The sequence below is a fragment of the Marivirga tractuosa genome (assembly GCF_042140215.1).
In the GTDB taxonomy this organism is placed as follows: Bacteria; Bacteroidota; Bacteroidia; order Cytophagales; family Cyclobacteriaceae; genus Marivirga; species Marivirga tractuosa_A.
This window is the reverse complement of sequence record NZ_CP159478.1, coordinates 942,862-958,868: the sequence shown is the minus strand read 5'-3', so window position 1 is coordinate 958,868 and position 16,007 is coordinate 942,862. Positions and strand designations below refer to the sequence as shown.

Sequence of the window (16,007 nt, the reverse complement as noted above, 5' to 3'; positions counted from 1 at the left end):
AACGTTAACAAACTTTTGAGACAATTACTTTACATATTTCCATAAGTTTTTATCACACCCTCTCTTAACTCAGGATGTTTTAAATAATGTGAAATTGTTTCTGCAATTTGCTGAGGTTTTACCCAATCATCGAAATTCATATCAGCCATCGCCTCTCTGTTGGGTGGGGTATCAATTATGCTTGGCACAATGACATGCGCACTAATTCCATGGTCAGAAAAATCAGCATTGATAATATCTGCCAGACTAAAAATCAATTGTTTAGCCAATCCATAAGAAACTACACCTTTCAATTCATTAGCTGATAAAACCGGTTTCGCACCAATTAGGAATAGTTGACTTCCTTTTGGCATTTTCCTCAATAATGGCTTCACTAAATTAAAAGCAGTGTCAAAATTCAATTTAATTTGATTATGAATGTCACCTATAGTTACATCCTTGATACCCCCACCTGCATATCCTCCTACTGTTAAAACTGCTCCGTTAATTTCTCCAAAAGCGTTGTTTGCTTTTTCAACTGCATCAGAGGAAGCCTTTGGATCAGTTAAATCAATTGACTCCTTTTTAAATTTTACTTCCGGGTTTTGGGCATTTTCTTTTTTTCCGAAAAGACCATAAATCCCATGCCCTTCTGATTTTAATTTATCCACTATCGCACTTCCTAAATTACCGTCTGCTCCACTTATTAATATATTCATCATGTAATCTGTTTAAATATTGATACGAATTATTATGCTTGGTAAAAAATTAACCACTGCTCTTATGACCTTATATAAAAAGACGGTCAATGACCATTCATTTTTCAAAAGTTATTGCGTCAGGACTTGCTCCTAACATTTCTAAATGTTTGCTTACATCTTTCACCATGGCATCAGGTCCACATACGTAAAATTTTTGGGTGAAATCTTCCAAATGCCTTTTTAGAAAATCCATATCTACGATTTTATTTTCATGACCTTCAATATTTTGGTGGGTAAGGGTAGAAATGAAATTTTCTCCTAAAATATCATTAAAATAAGATTCTAGGATTACATCATCTCCCCTTTTATTGGAAAAAATCAACTTATTTTCCCCAATCTCATTATTTTTCTCCATATTTCTGAAAATTGCAATAAAAGGAGTTATTCCAGCACCTCCACCAATGAAGGTTCCAGTTCCTTTAAATTCAATAGCTCCCCAAGCATCATCAATAATCAGTTCGTCTCCTTCTACTAGGCTATCGATTTCATGCGTTACCCCCTCATGATCGTGATAAGTTTTAATAACAAATTCTAAATGTTCATCTTCTGGAAGGGATGTGAAGGTGAAAGGTCGCTTTTTATCTTTCCAATCATTCTTGTTGATGGCTACTTCTGTTGCTTGTCCTGGTGTGAACTTATAATTATTTGGTTTCTCTGTTGTAATCTGTTTCACGTTATGTGTTAATGATAACACATTGGTGATTTTTACGGTATATGCCATTTCTATAAAATTTTAGTTCTTTTATAGAAACGAAATCAACAAAATATGTTTTCTTAGTTTAAAAGCTAGTCATCGAGTTTTTGGACAATAGCTTCTAAATCAATGCTTTCCCAATTTTCTAAAATATTGGGTTTTTGCATTACTTCATCCATAATGGCTTGTTGTTTCTTTCCAATTTCATAGGCCTCGGAATAACGCAAATCACTAAAAGTCACCATAGAGTAAAGTGGAATCCATTTATCAGGGAATAATTCATGCAGCTTTGCTTCTATCTTCTTTTGAACCAGAAATTTTTCATCTGCCACTAAATCCCGCATTTCAACAAAATTATGCAATGCTAAATCTGCAATGGCATCTCCATCTTTCTTCCTTAGTTCTTGATATTCTTCTAATGTCTTTTCCCAATCGTCTGAATGTTTTTCTAATAAAAAATTGAGTTCATAGCAATCTTCAAAACCCGCATTCATTCCTTGCCCATAAAATGGCACAATAGCATGTGCAGCATCGCCAATAAGTACACAATTATTTTTCACCCAAGGCTCACATTTTACGGTCACCAAAGAAGAGGTTGGGTTTTGAAAATACTCATCCTGAATATTCTTTAAATGGGGCAAGCTATCAGGAAATGTGTTTTTGAAAAAATTTAATACTTGCTGAGGACTTTGCAAACTTTCAAAGGAAGGCTGTCCTTCAAAAGGAAAGAATAATGTACAGGTAAAACTTTTATCCAGATTAGGCAACGCAATCAACATATATTGACCTCTTGGCCAAATATGTAATGCATTTGGAGCTATTGCAAAATCCCCATCCTCTGTTGGCGGGATTGACAGTTCTTTATAACCATGAGGAATATAATATTGCTCATAATTAAATCTATCCGTTTTCAACATTGCCTGACGCATCTGTGAGTAAGCTCCATCCGAACCAAAAATCAGGTCAAATTGAATGGTTTTTTCTGCATTTGAAGTTTTAAAAGTCACGCTAGTACCTTCTAAATCAACAGATTTACAAGTATGTTCGAATTTGATTTCAACTCCTGCTGCTTCTGCTTTTTCCAGTAAAATCTTATTCAAGTTTCCTCTAGAAACAGAATTAATAAACTGACCTTCTTTACCATAAGGTTGAAAAGTAAGATCCCCATCTTGGCTATGCATCATCCTGCCTTCCATTGGAAGCATAATCTTTTTTACTTCCTCAATTACGCCTATGTCTTCCAAAGCTTTAATTCCCCTTTTACTTAGAGCCAAATTAATTGAGCGACCTGAATCTGAAGAAGATCTTCGCATATCGTCTCTTTTCTCATAAAGGCTTACTTTATAGCCTCTATTTCTTAGATAAATACTTAATAGTGCACCCACTAAACCTGCACCTAAAACTCCGATATGTTTAATTTCTTTCTTCAAAATCAGTTTATTTTACGGCTTCTACAGCATCCCTTAGCTTTTCTATGAATTGGAATTGCTCTTCAAAAGTATTATACAATGGAACTGGAGCTAAACGGATGACATCTGGCTCTCTCCAATCTCCCAATACACCTCTTTTCATCAATTCATCAAATAAAGGTTTTCCATATTTTAATAAATATAAGGATAATTGACAACCTCTGTTTTCAGGTTCTTTTGGAGTAAGAATTTCAAAGATCTTTTCTTTCTTATTGAATTCATTAATTAAAAATTCAAGGTAACCCGTTAATAAAACACTCTTATTCCTTAGGGCTTTCATTCCTACTTCTTTAAAGATTTCTAAAGAAGCGTAATGAGCTGCATGACCTAACACATTAGTGTTGCTCAATTGCCAGCCATCAGCTCCCTCCATTGGGACAAAGCCCTTTTCCATTTTAAAGCGCTCTTTTTCATCATGTCCCCACCAGCCTGCAAACCGAGGAAGGTCTTTTTCATTGGCAAATCTTTCATGCACATAAATTCCAGACACATTACCTGAACCAGAATTTAAATATTTGTAAGTACACCAAGAAGCAAAATCCACATCCCAATCATGTAGTTTTAATTCGATATTTCCAGCAGCATGTGCCAAGTCAAACCCAGCATAGGCTCCTACCTTATGTGCTGCTTTTGTGATTTTTTCCAAATCGAAAAATTGTCCGGTATAATATTGTAAACCGCCCATCATCACCAAGCAAAGTTCATTTTGGTGTTCTTCAATGGTTGCAATAATATCTTCAGTTCTTAAAGTATCTTCTCCTTCTCTTGGAGCAATTTCTATTAAAGCCTCATCAGGATCAAATAACTTTTGACCTCCGTGATTTGCATGAAAATTCAATTGAGATTCAAAAACATACTGATCAGAAGGAAAAGCGCCCTTTTCCACTATTATTTTAAATTTTTCTGAGGTTGGCCTATAAAAAGAAACTAATAATAAATGAAGATTAACAGTCAAATTATTCATGGGCACCACCTCAATTGGTTTGGCACCTACAATATCAGCTATGGCTTCTTTTCCATATTCATGATACTTATACCAGATGTTTTCCTTTTTCTTATTGAAATGACCTTCTACTCCAAAAAGCTCCCAGTCTTTCATTTCTTTTTCAATAAAAGCGCGAGTTCTTTTAGGCTGTAATCCCAAAGAATTCCCGGTATAATAAATCACTTGCTGCCCATCTATAACAGGGATATGAAATTCATTTCTATATTTTTTTAAAGGATCCTCTTGATCCATTTTCTTTGCATACTCAAGTGTATTCTGATAATTTTCTGCCATTCTATAAAATAATGTCTAATAATAAATATAGGATGTAAGTTTGAATTTTGCACCTAATAAACATCCTCTAAAATAATCCCAACTGTCTGTTTGATTCCAATTCTATTAAGAACTTCTTGTTTGCCAATCCGCCAATATAACCTGTTAAATTCCCATGCATCCCCACTACTCTGTGGCATGGAATCACGATCGGAATTGGGTTTTTACCTACGGCATTGGCAACAGCTCTTATTTTCTTAACATCTCCTAATTGAGCTGCTAATTTACCATAGCTAATGGTTTTTCCGTAAGGGATTTCAAGTAATTTTTGCCAAACTTCTTTTTGAAAATCTGTTCCTATTAAAGAATATTCTAATTGAAATGTTTTTCTGTGACCATTGAAATATTCCAAAAGTTGATTTTCCAAATTAGTCACCACTTTGGGCTTTATTCCCTTAAGGCTATTATTCGGTTGATTAAATGAAATACGGGCAATTTTATTTTGAGAAATCCCTATTAAGAGTTTTCCTATTTTGGTATCGATGAAAAATTCCTTCTCAATGCCCTGCATATTCTTCCTGGTGTAAACCCAACCATTTTAAAGCATTTTGTCCTAGAAGTTTTGCTTTTAACTCATAGGAGAAATCACTTCCTTCTATAATTTTTCCTGGTTCTAATTCACCTAAGGGAAATGGATAATCAGTTCCCAAAGCAATGAAATCTTCTCCCATGGTTTTAATCAAATATTCTAAAGTGGAGGGATCATGGACTAATGAATCTACGTAAAATTTTTTCAAATATTTACTAGGGTGATGCGGATTATCTATGGCACATAAATCTGGGCGTACATCAAAACCATGTCCAATCCTACCGATAGTAGCAGGAAAAGAGCCACCTCCATGTGCAAAAGCTACCTTCAAATCAGGAAGTTTTTCGAATACCCCTCCAAAAATCATAGAACAAATTGCTCTTGAGGTTTCTGCAGGCATACCCACTAACCAAGGCAACCAATACTTTGGCATTTGATCTTTCCCCATCATATCCCAGGGATGTACAAAAATAGAGGCTCCTAAATCTTGGGCCGCTTCAAAAACTGCAAATATTTCCGGTGCTTCTAAATTCCAATCATTTATATGGCTACCAATCTGCACACCTGCCAAACCTAGCTCATTTACACAACGCTCTAATTCTTTAATTGCCAAGTCAGGGGCTTGCATAGGCAAAGTTCCCAATCCAATAAACCTATCAGGATATTTATCTACTATGCTAGCAATGTGATCATTCAGCATCATGGATAAATCTAGTGCATCTGCTGGCTTTGCCCAATAGCTAAACATCACGGGAACGGTAGAAAGAACCTGAACATCCACATTATGATGATCACACTCGTGCATCCTCGTCTTAGGGTCCCAGCAATTATCTTCTACTTCCCTGAAAAATTTATCGTCCATCATCATGCGGGCACAACAAGGCTTATGGTGCTCCAAACGAATGAATCCACCATAGCCATATCGCTCACGCAAATCAGGCCAGTTTTTTGGCAAAATATGCGTATGTATATCAACCTTTAATGGTCTTTTTGTTGCTATGTCTGCTACTTTTTCCATCTATGCAGAATCTAATAATGAAAAATATAAATATTTATTATTTGGTACTCAATATCAACTCCGATAGCTATCGGGATAAAATTAACTTAATTAATTGCCTAATAGGCTCTTTTTATACAAACCTAGGATCTGTTTCCATTACATGTCCGCAATTATCGCAAGTGCGCAATTCCTCTGAAGCGTAAAACTCTTTGAATCGAGGCTGAAAATCTTTCTCAATATCCACTAGAGGAAAATAGGTCTCATGCAATTTATGATTACATTTATCGCAAAACCACAATAAACCGTCTTTCATATCAGTTCCTTTTCGAATTCTTTCCACTACCAAGCCAATAGAACCTTCTTTTCGAATAGGACTGTGGGGCGTATTAGCAGGGCACAAAAACATATCACCAGGGCCTAAATCCATGGTAACTGCTTTGCCATCTTCCTGGACTTTAACGGAAATTTCTCCTTCCAATTGATAAAAAAGTTCCTCCGTTTCGTTGTAGTGGTAATCTTTACGGGCATTTGGCCCAGCAACAATCATTACTATATAATCTCCGGCTTCTTTATATAAATTTTTATTCCCTACGGGTGGTTTTAACAAATCTCTGTTTTCCTCCACCCACTTTGTTAAGTTAAAAGGTTTTTTTATTGCCATCGTTTCCCAATTTATAAAGCTTTAAACAGTCTTATCTGTAAATTGATTTTGTTAATCTTCTAAATTTAGTGAAATTAAGACGGAGTTTAAAATCAGAAATATAATATTAACAGCAGAAAATGTTCTTCTATAAAAATAATTAAAATGAATTTAAATTTATCAGGAAAAAGAATAATGGTTGGCGGAAGCACAGCTGGAATTGGCAAAGCGATTGCTCAAGCTTTTGCAAAAGAAGGCGCCAACGTGACCCTTATCGCAAGGGATAAATCCAAATTGGAAGCCACACAAAATGAATTAGCAAACAATAATCAAGAACATCATATTTTAGTGGCTGATTACTGCCATCCAGAATCTCTGAGAGAAATTGCATTAGAATATTGCGCTAAACATCAAGTGGATATTTTAATCAACAATACCGGAAGGCCGAGCCCTGGGCAAGCGCATGAAGCCTTGGGAAAAGATTATATGATTGCATTTCAACAACACCTGATTTGTAATCAATATTTGGCACAAGCCGTAATTCCTAAAATGAAATCTGAAGAATATGGAAGAATAATCAATATTATTTCTACTTCTGTTCGTCAGCCTATTCCTAATTTGGGGATCTCTAATACGGTTAGAGGAGCAGTCGCAAGTTGGTCTAAAACTATTTCCAATGAATTAGGGCCTTTTGGTATTACCGTAAATAACGTTTTACCAGGTGCAACAATGACCGGCAGACTGGAAGGATTGATTCAAAGCAAAAGCAAATCAAGTGGCAAAAGTTTAGATGAAGTTAGCAAAGATATGCAATCAAAAATCCCTGCTGGTAGATTTGCCGAGCCTCATGAAGTAGCTGATGCCGTATTGTTTTTAGCCTCAGAAAAAGCGGCCTATATAAATGGAGTGAATTTACCTGTGGATGGAGGGCGATTAGACTGTATTTGATATGGAAATGATAGCCAATTACATCAATGGAGAATTAAAACCTCCTCATTCAGCTGATTATTTAGATGATGTAAATCCTGCAACAGCAGAAACATTTGCCAAAATCCCACTTTCTGATGAGGAAGATTTAAAATCAGCAATAGCTTCAGCTGAAAAAGCATTTCCCGATTGGAGTGGATTATCAGCAAAAGAAAGAGCGAACTATTTGATGAAAATATCAAATCTTATTAAAGATAATTTGGAAGAATTGGCATTGGCAGAAAGCATAGATACAGGTAAACCTATTCAATTAGCAAAAACGGTTGATATTCCTAGAGCAGCTTCTAATATGGAATTCTTCGCTCATGCAATCACACAATTTAGTAGTGAATCACATGCAGGAAAAGATTCTATTAATTACACATTAAGAAAGCCTATTGGCGTGGTGGCATGTATTTCACCGTGGAATTTACCGCTTTATCTATTTACTTGGAAAATAGCTCCAGCATTAGCATCTGGAAACTGTGTAATAGCCAAGCCATCTGAAATCACTCCCTATACTGCTTATTTGTTCAGTAAAATCTGCATTGAAGCAGGTTTACCAAAAGGGGTTTTAAATATTCTTCATGGAACTGGCCCAGAAATTGGAAATGCTATCGTCCAAAACAAGAAAGTTAAAGCTATTTCTTTTACAGGCGGAACTGCAACAGGTAGAAAAATTGCAGAGATTTCAGCGCCTATGTTTCGAAAGGTATCTTTGGAATTAGGCGGAAAGAACCCTGCCTTGGTTTTTGCTGATTGCAACCTGGATAAAACTGTAGAAGGTTTAGTTCGAGCATCATTTACAAATCAAGGCGAAATCTGTCTGTGTGCTTCTCGTATTTATATTGAAGAATCTATATATGATGATTTCAAAACCAGATTTGTTGAGAAAGTTAAAGCTTTAACAGTCGGCAATCCTTCAAATCAAAATACTAATATGGGAGCTCTGGTTTCAGCTCAGCATTTAGAAAAAGTCAAAAGCTATATTGCTTTAGCTAAAGAAGAAGGAGGAAAATTATTATGTGGAGAGGAAGCTATTGAATTGGATGAACATACTACTAAGAATGGATATTTTTTAAGACCACATGTTTTTGAGAACCTATCAAATCATTGTAGAACCAACCAAGAAGAGATTTTTGGACCTGTAGTGAGTTTAAATATTTTTAAAAATGAAAATGAAGCCACAAGCCTAGCGAATGAAAGTGAATACGGCTTAGCTTCTACGATTTGGACTAATAATTTACCACGAGCACACCGAATAGGAAATCAGATAGAAACTGGAATTGTCTGGATAAATTGCTGGATGAATCGTGATTTAAGGACTCCTTTTGGTGGAATGAAAAATAGCGGATTAGGGAGAGAAGGAGGTTTGGAAGCTTTGAGATTTTTTACCGAACCTAAGAATATTTGTATACAATTCTAAAAAAGAAAAGCCAATCAAAATTTCTGATTGGCTTTTCTATAATTTAATAACTTATAATCTTAAGCAGAAGCTGAAGTACTATCACTAGTTGAAGTCTCAGGACTAGGCTCCTTCAGTTTTGCAATATGGAATGTTTTTCTTGCTTTGTGTCCACAATAAGAACATTTAAAGTATTTCATCAATTCTCCATCTTCAGTTAAAGTTGGCGACTTAATTATTTCTTCTTTCACTACTTTAAGCGTCTGATAATTACATTCAGAACATTGTAAAGCATGCAAGTGACCAGAATATTTCTCAATTTTGGTATAGCCAGTTTCTTCATCAACCCATACATCATAATCAACTGAGAATATATCTTCCTCTGCTTGCATACCTTCATCAAGGTACACATCTTCTTCTTCCTCACTTAATAATTTCATAGGTTTTCCTGTTTTAGGAGAGACCCTAGGGGTATAGCGTAATTTTTTTAATCTTTTCTCAATGTAAAAAGGAAAATAAAATCTCAATACATTTTGAACAATTACACCGATGATAAGAGCCAACATACCAGAAATAAATACTTTTACGGCTAGCCATAAAAATTCTGTTTCACCAAAGAGGGAATTAACCCATATAACAGCGCCTATCAATATAATTACAGCAGATCGCCATAAAACATCAATTTCGTTTTTGTTAATGTAATCATACTTTTGTTTAAATTCTCCTAAAGTTCCTAACCTTAAGTAATAAAGTAAAACAAGTAAGACGGCTACCCCAATGATGACCATACCAACGTAAGGTCCGTATTGGTTTATCATGTCAAAGATGCTTTGGTTATTCTCTGCCATAATTCAGTTTTTTAGTGATGGTAAATTTAGTTTTCTAATGCGAAATATTAATAATTCGTTGTAAAAGTACAATGAAACTTTAAGCAAGTTAAAATTAATTCCTTAAAATTCTATCAATAAAGTTATATAAATTAATTGAAATACCTAAAAAATATTTTTTTAATTACTTATAGTTAAGCTTTCACTCAAACTATCACCAACTAATATACTAACATTTAATTACTTACGTTTAACATTTCAACAAAATAAAAGTAATAAAAAATTAAGAGAATCAATAATATTTTTAATTAAACAAAAATTTTCCATTCTAAAGACAACCTTATGGCCTTAATATGGGTCTTAAAATTATCCGAGTAGATAAAACCGGATATAACTATATTATTTTATTTTTATATTATTAAAAGAGTTAAACTATGATGAAATTTTTGAAAAACGGATTATTGTTTGCAGTGGCCAGTTTGTTCATTTTTACTGCCTGTGACCCTGCCGAAGACGAAACACCTGTAGGAAGCGCACCAAATGTTACTGTATCTGTTGAGGATGAGCAAGATGAGTACCTTCCAGGAGATGTTATAAATTTAGTGGTTGATTTTTCAGCAGATGCTGCTGTAGTTGGTGGAGTTATTGACATAGAACTTGATGGTTTGACCATTACGCTAGAGGGTGATGGTTTATCGCCAAATGCTGATGAAACTAGTACAATAATTGATTTAAACGCATTTAATGTTGCTAGCGAAACGGAAGGTAGCTTTACCATTCCTGGATTTCAAATCCCTGAAGAAGCAGCTAACTTAACTTTAAATTTTACAGTTGCAATGGAAGATGGAGAAGAAAGAACTGGAGAAGGAACTTTAGCTGTTGAAGTAGGTGAAGCAGATGAACCAATTTCTACTTATAGCGCAATATTACTAGGGGCACAAGGAAATACTAACCCTGGATTTGTAAATGCATTATCAGGCGAAACATTTACATATGGTGAAGCCAGAGATGCTTCAGGTATTGATAATTCTACTATTGATTTTGCTTACTACTATGGCAACAGTAACAACAATACTATTGCTGCAATTGATGATGCAGGACTGAATGCTGTTTACGAAGCAACTAATCCAGACTTATCCATCGAGGACAACTTCGGAACTAGGAATTCAACCCGATTCTTAATAACTGACCTAAGCCCAGAAGATTTCGATAATATTGAAACTAATTCTGAACTAGTTTCTAATGCAGAATCTGAGGTTACTACTAACTCTTCTGCTACACAATTATCAGAAGGTAGCGTAATTGCATTTAAATTAGATGAAGATAGAGGAAGTTATTTAGGTTTAATTAAAGTCGTTTCTATTGATGATACTAATGGAAATGGAACGATTACAATTGAAGTAAAAGTACAGGAAAGTGAATAAAGTTGAAATTTAAATCAATATCCTTTCTATAATAAAATAGAGTTAAAAAAGCCCAGATCAGATTGATTTGGGCTTTTTTCATTTGGTACCAATCTTAAAATAAGTTGAAGATTCTCAAATAAATTGTTTAAGCCTGTTGAGTGTCCTTCACTGCCTTGAGAGCCTTTTCATAATCAGGTTCATTGCCAATCTCAGGAACCAATTGATTATAAATTACTTCACCTTCAGGATTTACTACCACTACTGCTCTTGCATTTAAACCTTTAAACCCACCATCTACTAGTTCAACTCCATAATCTTTTCCAAAACTATCATTTCTAAAATTGGAAACTGGAATAGCATTTTCAATTCCTTCTGCTCCGCAGAATCTTGCTTGTGCAAATGGCAAATCTTTTGAAATGCATAGAACAATCGTATTATCTAATGAAGCTGCTTTTTCATTGAATTCTCTTACAGACATTGCGCAAACCTCCGTGTCCACACTTGGAAAAATATTTAAAATAACATTCATTCCTTTATAATCTGAAAGTGAAACTTCTGACATATCTGTTTTAACCAATTTGAAATCAGGCGCTTTTTGTCCTTCAGAAGGTAAATCTGCTACTGTATTTGACGGGTTACCGCCTAATGTTACTTTTGCCATAATTTATTTTTTAATTTAGTTTACCTTTGCTAAACCTGATTTGGTTAGAATAGTTATTGATTTCTCATAAAGTTTTAAAAATGAATAATCTCAAATTATATGCGGTGGTATTGGGCGGAAGAGCCGAAATATCAAATACAGAATTGCACGATGTTGTCTTTGCAGTTGGCAAAACTATAGAAGATTGCTATTTCCAATTATTAGAAAAATGGTTTGGACTACCCGAAAAAATGCATGTTGATTCTTATATGGAATTGGATGTGGTAGACGGATATGAAATCAGCCTTCAAAAAGAAAAGAGTACAGAAAAAGACAAGAAATTATTTTTCATTAACCTCGGTGCTTACAAAGAAGGTGATTTTATGGAACATCATGCCAATACATTTTTAGTGGGTAAATTGGCTACTGAAATTAAGAAAAGAGCAAAAGATAAATTACTGAATGGATTTGATGAAGTTCATAAAGACGATTTATATGAAGTGGATGATATGATTGCCATTGAAGAATTGGATGGATACCATGTTCATCTCATCCCAACAGATAAGCCTGAAAACTTAAAGCCAACTAACGGCTATCACGTTTTACCTAAAAAAGTGGTGAAAGAATTTTTGCAGCAAAAAAATAAAAGGGGAACTGACTGATTCCCCTTTTTACATTTATAGATAATAGAGATTTCTATTTCTCTCCTTTTTACTCCTACTTTTCTCACTGAGACACTATAGTTATTCAAAGAATAAATAATTTTAGTTGAGTGGTTAAAAATTATCTAGAAACAAGGTGAATTTGATTTAAATAAGAGTAAAATACAACCGAATTTATCATCTGATGAATTTATTAATGGCTAACTCCCCCAATTTCGCCTAAACGAAAAAGCGGGCTGGAGAGTTCCCGAAAGCTTTCGGGAGGCGGGCAGGCGTTGGCATTTGTGGGAAGTAGCATCATTTTACCTAGTCCCGATGGCTATCGGGATTGCATACTTTTTCATCCGTGGAAAAAGTATGAATGATTAAGCTAGAATTAAAATGCAAAAATTGGCAATTCAATACTTAATTCTGCCCTCTGGGACACCATAAAACAATGAAAGAATGCCCTTAACCAATAATATGCACTAATTTAATTTTACCGAGGAAAACAGGAACAGAAAAAATAAAAAAGGGAACCGATTGATTCCCCCTTTTAATATTATATCAATTTATTAATCTTATTTTTCTTCCTTCTTTTTATCCATTGAAAGGGCTTTTATCACTAAACCGATAAACCCTCCCAAAGTGATTGTCAAACAAACTACCATTCCGATTATTGCTTCAGTACTCATCATTTTCTAACAAATTTTTTGTAAAACCATCCATTAAATACTATCGCGATGACTAATGCAATTCCCCACTGGGTAACGATACTCGCATTACTGTATACGTCCATCACATTCCAGTTTCCTTCTGCATCAAACCAAGGATAATCGCTGTAACCTTGACTCATCCACCAGTATACTAAGAATAATCCGAATAGGAATATAGCATAAACCATAAGTTTAAAATACCAATTCGCCACTGTAAAATCAGAACTCTCATCTATGAAATCCTTTTTATATTTAGTTGGTCCATATTTGATAACTAAGAAGGCTATAAAAATTCCACTTACCAAAAGTCCTAATCCCCAAACCCAATCTTGATTTTTGAAAACGTCCAGAGAGTAAGCTGACGGAAACCCTATTATAAAACAACATGCTCCGGCCACAAATGCGGCTTGTTTTCTTGTCAAGGTATAATCCGTTAAATTTTTAATGAGCAATTGCATCATAGGCAGCAAAGAACTAAATGCTGCCATTAAAAATGCCCCAAAAAATATAAAAGATAATATCGGCCCTCCGGGCATTTGCGCAAAAAGCTGAGGGATCACGGTAAATGTCAGTGCCTGACTACCGGAATGCAAGTAATCCATAGCTCCCTCAGGAGTAGCTGACATGGCAAATACAGCTGGCAATATGGCCATTGCCGCTAATAAGGCTGCAGTATTATTACCAAATGCCCCTAAAAATGTATTTAAAGTAACATCTTCTCTTTTATTAGAGAAAGAACCAATGGTAATCATCAATCCCCAACCTGCACCAGTACTCCATGCAGAGTCGGTAATAGCCTCAATCCAAATGGTCGGATTTGAGAATTTCTCTACGTCAATGGTAAATAAATATTCTAAGCCTTGATAACCTCCTTCCATATTTAAAGCAAAAGCTGAAACCACCATCAAAAGGATAAATAAGGTTGGGATTAAGAGTTTATTCACTTTCTCCAGTCCATTTTTAATGCCTTTGCTCAACACCCAAATAGCAGCCAGAATAGTTACCATATAACAAACAACTGCGACCCAACTGGAATTCGATAAGCCTGACCAGAAGGTATTCATGAAATCCGTTTCACCGATTTGTTGGTTCAGTTCTCCCGCACCAAAAAGATAACCGAAGAGAACTTCAGTGTTTAAAATGAAATACCGAAGTGACCACCCCGTAACCACAGAATAATAAAATGCAATTCCTAAAGTTACTATGGTGATAAAGGTTCCCATCCAATTGAATTTCTTTCCTGCCAAATTACCTAAAGAGCCTAGTGTCCCTTTTTGATAATGTTTACCTAAAGCTAATTCAGCCATTAATAAAGGAATAGACCAAACTAAAAGAAATAACATCCAGAGTATAATAAAAGTACCCCCGTATTCCCCTGCAATTCTTGGGAAACGCCAAAGGTTACCTGCACCAATTGCCATTCCTAGGGATGCCAGGATTATACTCCACCTACTACTAAATTCTTCAACTTTTTGCGCCATAAATGTCTTATTTGGTTTTAAAACAAGCCGAATTTAGTTAAACATATCACTTTGTCAAACTTATGAGCAGATTCATTTAGGGGCTATGAAGGAAATAGCCCTGATTTTTTCAGTCTTAGGTGATTAAATTAAGGGATTCCAATACGGGTAGAATGTGTGATAAAAAATTGAGACTATTTATTTAATAAAGTCCAATTATGCATTTCTTCTCAATTTGTCCCCTCAAGCCGGGTGGCTTAAAGCATTTTTATTTCTAATCCTCCTTTTGAAACAAAACTCTTTAAAATAAATAATGCCCTCTGAAAAGCAGATACTGTGCAATATGCGAGCTCAATCCTTTAACCAGCCTTTTGTTTTTTGGCTTTTTGATTGAGGTATTTTACTAACTTATCGTATTCGGTATTCTCTTTATTAGAAAGTTTTATCACTTTTTTCTTACCATAAAGGATTTTTGTTTCTTTAAATTCTCCTTGCTTAGTTTTCACTACATCCTCTCTCCAACCTCTGATTTCATCTAATGGCAAATCAATTCGACTGCGACTGATAGGAAAAAATATATTCAATCTATTATTTCCTGCTTTTACAATTTTAATAGCTGCTAATAATTTACCTAAAACTAATAAAGCAATAACTAAAGTGATGGGTGTTAAAATAAGTTTCAGAATGAAAAAGGATTCACTATTTAGGAGGCTGTCAAGTAATAAGAAAAACGAACCAAAAATCAGTACCAAAAAAATGGACAATGCAAAAACAGTATTATAACGTGGTTTTGATACAATCATAAAGCCTCAGGAAAAAATTCTAAATCAATTTTCGATAGTAATTCTAATTCACCTTTCTCAAACATAGATGGTAAATTTGCCAAATCAGTTCCCTTTTCTGCTTTGTAGTTGTTATAATCTTGAAAAAGAACATCCTCTACTTTTTCTTTATTGATGGATTCTCGAAAGCGAACACCTCCTCCTTCCGTTTCATAAGAATATGCAAAATAATCCATTTCATAAGTGTTAGCATTGAACCAGAACATAAATACATCCTCATAATCCTTTCCTCCACCTTCTTGCTTAAACCTAACTTCAATAGTTTTATAAGCCTTACCCTTAATAAGTACATCCTCTCTATTATGCGCTAAAACCGCATCATCTTTCAAATTATAAGGGAGCAATGCAAAATAATGAACTGAATTGACAGAATTAGCATAAGCGGCTGAGTCCTTAGCCGATAATTCCACCTTTTCTCCATCAACTAATCTAGTAAAACCACTGTTTTCCAGAATATCATTGACTCTTCTACCAGTGGAATCTTCAAAAATTCTTGAATACTGAAAATTCCCGCCCTCATGTCTGAGAACATATAGTTTATCCCTGAATTGAAATTGAATATCTAGCGCTTCATAAGCTTGCCCTCCATGATATTCAATAGCATTTTTAATATACTGGTTGGCAGCCTGCTCGGTCGGATTACAAGCAGATATGAGAAAGACAAAAATTATAACTCCAAAAATATTTTTCATAAAATAAAAGTACGCCTTATTC

At 34.8% G+C, this 16,007-nt stretch carries 16 protein-coding genes; 4 read left to right on the top strand and 12 right to left on the bottom strand.

Going from position 1 to position 16,007, the window contains the following annotated elements; genetic code table 11:
* Nucleotides 1-29: 29 nt before the first annotated feature.
* The 7 genes from ABWH96_RS04365 to ABWH96_RS04335 form a co-directional block, all read right to left on the bottom strand.
* Nucleotides 30-701 carry an SDR family NAD(P)-dependent oxidoreductase gene (locus tag ABWH96_RS04365; RefSeq protein ID WP_375580278.1) on the bottom strand — a complete coding sequence of 224 codons (672 nt, stop codon included), beginning with the start codon at nt 699-701 and terminating at the stop codon, nt 30-32.
* Nucleotides 702-795: 94 nt separating this feature from the next.
* The gene (locus ABWH96_RS04360; protein WP_375580277.1) at nt 796-1,461 is read right to left on the bottom strand and encodes a flavodoxin reductase; all 666 of its coding nucleotides are present in this window, start codon (nt 1,459-1,461) and stop codon (nt 796-798) included.
* A 65-nt stretch (nt 1,462-1,526) separates the two neighbouring features.
* Nucleotides 1,527-2,864, bottom strand: a complete 1,338-nt coding sequence (locus tag ABWH96_RS04355) for an FAD-dependent oxidoreductase (RefSeq protein ID WP_375580276.1) — start codon at nt 2,862-2,864, stop codon at nt 1,527-1,529.
* 7 nt (nt 2,865-2,871) lie between these two features.
* Entirely contained in the window at nt 2,872-4,182 is a 1,311-nt protein-coding gene (gene kynU, locus ABWH96_RS04350; RefSeq protein ID WP_375580275.1) for a kynureninase, read from the bottom strand.
* Nucleotides 4,183-4,249: 67 nt separating this feature from the next.
* Nucleotides 4,250-4,732, bottom strand: coding sequence for a methylated-DNA--[protein]-cysteine S-methyltransferase (locus tag ABWH96_RS04345; protein ID WP_375580274.1), 483 nt, complete (start codon nt 4,730-4,732; stop codon nt 4,250-4,252).
* Nucleotides 4,719-5,768, bottom strand: coding sequence for an amidohydrolase family protein (locus ABWH96_RS04340; protein WP_375580273.1), 1,050 nt, complete (start codon nt 5,766-5,768; stop codon nt 4,719-4,721). The genes ABWH96_RS04345 and ABWH96_RS04340 overlap by 14 nt, the downstream gene beginning before the upstream one ends.
* Before the next feature lie 112 nt (nt 5,769-5,880).
* Nucleotides 5,881-6,411 carry a 3-hydroxyanthranilate 3,4-dioxygenase gene (locus ABWH96_RS04335; protein ID WP_375580272.1) on the bottom strand — a complete coding sequence of 177 codons (531 nt, stop codon included), beginning with the start codon at nt 6,409-6,411 and terminating at the stop codon, nt 5,881-5,883.
* Nucleotides 6,412-6,555: 144 nt separating this feature from the next.
* Here ABWH96_RS04335 and ABWH96_RS04330 point away from each other — a divergent pair, with 144 nt between their 5' ends.
* Together ABWH96_RS04330 and ABWH96_RS04325 are read left to right on the top strand one after the other, a co-directional pair.
* Complete coding sequence (locus tag ABWH96_RS04330; RefSeq protein WP_375580271.1) at nt 6,556-7,338, top strand: SDR family oxidoreductase; 783 nt, start codon at nt 6,556-6,558, stop codon at nt 7,336-7,338.
* 1 nt (nt 7,339) lies between these two features.
* Nucleotides 7,340-8,782 (top strand): aldehyde dehydrogenase, encoded by a 1,443-nt coding sequence (locus ABWH96_RS04325; protein WP_375580270.1) that lies wholly within the window; start codon nt 7,340-7,342, stop codon nt 8,780-8,782.
* Nucleotides 8,783-8,841: 59 nt separating this feature from the next.
* Here ABWH96_RS04325 and ABWH96_RS04320 read toward each other — a convergent pair whose 3' ends face one another.
* Entirely contained in the window at nt 8,842-9,609 is a 768-nt protein-coding gene (locus tag ABWH96_RS04320; RefSeq protein WP_375580269.1) for a hypothetical protein, read from the bottom strand.
* Nucleotides 9,610-10,022: 413 nt separating this feature from the next.
* On the opposite strand from ABWH96_RS04320, the gene ABWH96_RS04315 reads away from it, so the two are divergent.
* Nucleotides 10,023-11,012 (top strand): hypothetical protein, encoded by a 990-nt coding sequence (locus ABWH96_RS04315; RefSeq protein WP_375580268.1) that lies wholly within the window; start codon nt 10,023-10,025, stop codon nt 11,010-11,012.
* A 127-nt stretch (nt 11,013-11,139) separates the two neighbouring features.
* Here ABWH96_RS04315 and tpx read toward each other — a convergent pair whose 3' ends face one another.
* Complete coding sequence (tpx, locus tag ABWH96_RS04310) at nt 11,140-11,655, bottom strand: thiol peroxidase (protein ID WP_375580267.1); 516 nt, start codon at nt 11,653-11,655, stop codon at nt 11,140-11,142.
* A gap of 80 nt (nt 11,656-11,735) precedes the next feature.
* Between tpx and ABWH96_RS04305 the strand changes: the two genes are divergently transcribed.
* Entirely contained in the window at nt 11,736-12,296 is a 561-nt protein-coding gene (locus ABWH96_RS04305) for a DUF1543 domain-containing protein (RefSeq protein ID WP_375580266.1), read from the top strand.
* 673 nt (nt 12,297-12,969) lie between these two features.
* On the opposite strand, the gene ABWH96_RS04300 is transcribed toward ABWH96_RS04305, so the two are convergent.
* The 3 genes from ABWH96_RS04300 to ABWH96_RS04290 all read right to left on the bottom strand — a co-directional run bounded on the left by ABWH96_RS04300 (nt 12,970) and on the right by ABWH96_RS04290 (nt 15,985).
* On the bottom strand, nt 12,970-14,472 hold the full coding sequence (locus tag ABWH96_RS04300; RefSeq protein ID WP_375580265.1) for a sodium-dependent transporter: 1,503 nt from the start codon (nt 14,470-14,472) through the stop codon (nt 12,970-12,972).
* A gap of 338 nt (nt 14,473-14,810) precedes the next feature.
* Nucleotides 14,811-15,254, bottom strand: a complete 444-nt coding sequence (locus tag ABWH96_RS04295; protein WP_375580264.1) for a hypothetical protein — start codon at nt 15,252-15,254, stop codon at nt 14,811-14,813.
* Nucleotides 15,251-15,985 carry a DUF6503 family protein gene (locus ABWH96_RS04290; protein ID WP_375580263.1) on the bottom strand — a complete coding sequence of 245 codons (735 nt, stop codon included), beginning with the start codon at nt 15,983-15,985 and terminating at the stop codon, nt 15,251-15,253. Before ABWH96_RS04290 ends, ABWH96_RS04295 begins: the two co-directional genes overlap by 4 nt.
* Nucleotides 15,986-16,007 lie beyond the last annotated feature (22 nt).

Bases quoted from the DNA above. Each gene is read 5' to 3' on its own strand.
- ABWH96_RS04365 (WP_375580278.1), bottom strand. From the start codon at position 701: ATGATGAATATATTAATAAGTGGAGCAGACGGTAATTTAGGAAGTGCG.
- ABWH96_RS04360 (WP_375580277.1), bottom strand. From the start codon at position 1,461: ATGGCATATACCGTAAAAATCACCAATGTGTTATCATTAACACATAAC.
- kynU (WP_375580275.1), bottom strand. From the start codon at position 4,182: ATGGCAGAAAATTATCAGAATACACTTGAGTATGCAAAGAAAATGGAT.
- ABWH96_RS04345 (WP_375580274.1), bottom strand. From the start codon at position 4,732: ATGCAGGGCATTGAGAAGGAATTTTTCATCGATACCAAAATAGGAAAA.
- ABWH96_RS04340 (WP_375580273.1), bottom strand. From the start codon at position 5,768: ATGGAAAAAGTAGCAGACATAGCAACAAAAAGACCATTAAAGGTTGAT.
- ABWH96_RS04335 (WP_375580272.1), bottom strand. From the start codon at position 6,411: ATGGCAATAAAAAAACCTTTTAACTTAACAAAGTGGGTGGAGGAAAAC.
- ABWH96_RS04330 (WP_375580271.1), top strand. From the start codon at position 6,556: ATGAATTTAAATTTATCAGGAAAAAGAATAATGGTTGGCGGAAGCACA.
- ABWH96_RS04325 (WP_375580270.1), top strand. From the start codon at position 7,340: ATGGAAATGATAGCCAATTACATCAATGGAGAATTAAAACCTCCTCAT.
- ABWH96_RS04320 (WP_375580269.1), bottom strand. From the start codon at position 9,609: ATGGCAGAGAATAACCAAAGCATCTTTGACATGATAAACCAATACGGA.
- ABWH96_RS04315 (WP_375580268.1), top strand. From the start codon at position 10,023: ATGATGAAATTTTTGAAAAACGGATTATTGTTTGCAGTGGCCAGTTTG.
- tpx (WP_375580267.1), bottom strand. From the start codon at position 11,655: ATGGCAAAAGTAACATTAGGCGGTAACCCGTCAAATACAGTAGCAGAT.
- ABWH96_RS04305 (WP_375580266.1), top strand. From the start codon at position 11,736: ATGAATAATCTCAAATTATATGCGGTGGTATTGGGCGGAAGAGCCGAA.
- ABWH96_RS04300 (WP_375580265.1), bottom strand. From the start codon at position 14,472: ATGGCGCAAAAAGTTGAAGAATTTAGTAGTAGGTGGAGTATAATCCTG.
- ABWH96_RS04295 (WP_375580264.1), bottom strand. From the start codon at position 15,254: ATGATTGTATCAAAACCACGTTATAATACTGTTTTTGCATTGTCCATT.
- ABWH96_RS04290 (WP_375580263.1), bottom strand. From the start codon at position 15,985: ATGAAAAATATTTTTGGAGTTATAATTTTTGTCTTTCTCATATCTGCT.